This window comes from uncultured Nonlabens sp. (assembly GCF_947495285.1).
GTDB lineage: Bacteria > Bacteroidota > Bacteroidia > Flavobacteriales > Flavobacteriaceae > Nonlabens.
Genome location: NZ_CANLXZ010000078.1, coordinates 1 through 818, shown reverse-complemented (window position 1 = coordinate 818; position 818 = coordinate 1). Strand labels below are relative to the sequence as shown.

The window sequence follows — 818 nt, the reverse complement described above, 5'->3', positions numbered from 1 at the left end:
AATGCCTGTAAATATAACTATGCTTGCAAAGCAATTTATGATCGATTAGTAGCCAAAGGGAAGAGCAAAAAATTAGCTTTAATAGCGGTGTGTAATAAGCTATTAAAACAAGCTTTTACAATAGCAAAATCAGGACTAACTTATGATAATAATTATAAAAGTGTTTTATTGAAAAATTAATGAGTTTTTACTCGTTTTTCACCACAGTACTTTGTTGGCAACAGTTTTATTATTTCGTTATAGTTTTTCATGCAAATCCTGTCTTCCAACAATTGCCATTATATCTATAATACCTTCATTAACTTTAAAATAGATACTGTCAGTTCCACAAACACAACGTCTGTAATCTTTTTTTATATATCCAGCCGATTCAAAAGAATAAGGTCTTTGTGAAATAATGTCAAAATATTTAAAAAATGATTCAAAATATTTATCCGCTTGACTCATTCCGAATTTTTCAACGCCATAATGGTGAATTCGTATTAAATCATTTTTAGCTTCGTTACTTAATCTGTATTTACCCATTCAATAAGGACTTTGATTGAGCTAAAATTTTGTTTTGATTGTCACTAGTAAATCCGCCTTTTTCAGCTTTATCTAGTTTGGCTCTAACCCAATCAATTTGAATTTGCTGTTTTCTGGCTTGTCTAATTAAATCGTTTACTAGTTCGCTTTTACTAGAATATTCATTTTTATTTACTTGGGCTTTCAGCCATTCATCGTTCGGTTCGGTAAATGATATACTTTGTCTTGACATAACCCTATATTTTGGTGTAAATATACATCAATTATGCTTCAGTCCCAATTATTGGCAACGT

General features: G+C 30.1%; 2 protein-coding genes and 1 pseudogene. 1 reads left to right on the top strand and 2 read right to left on the bottom strand.

All coding sequences use genetic code 11. The annotated features are described in order from the left end of the window. Nucleotides 1–180, top strand: a pseudogene (locus Q0838_RS14215) (IS110 family transposase); the annotation flags it as partial. 57 nt (nucleotides 181–237) lie between these two features. Here the strand turns inward: Q0838_RS14215 and Q0838_RS14210 are convergent. Continuing rightward, nucleotides 238–525, bottom strand: a complete 288-nt coding sequence (locus Q0838_RS14210; protein ID WP_298956553.1) for a type II toxin-antitoxin system RelE/ParE family toxin — start codon at nucleotides 523–525, stop codon at nucleotides 238–240. Then, nucleotides 518–757, bottom strand: coding sequence for a CopG family transcriptional regulator (locus tag Q0838_RS14205; protein ID WP_298956551.1), 240 nt, complete (start codon nucleotides 755–757; stop codon nucleotides 518–520). Before Q0838_RS14205 ends, Q0838_RS14210 begins: the two co-directional genes overlap by 8 nt. Between the last annotated feature and the right edge of the window lie 61 nt (nucleotides 758–818).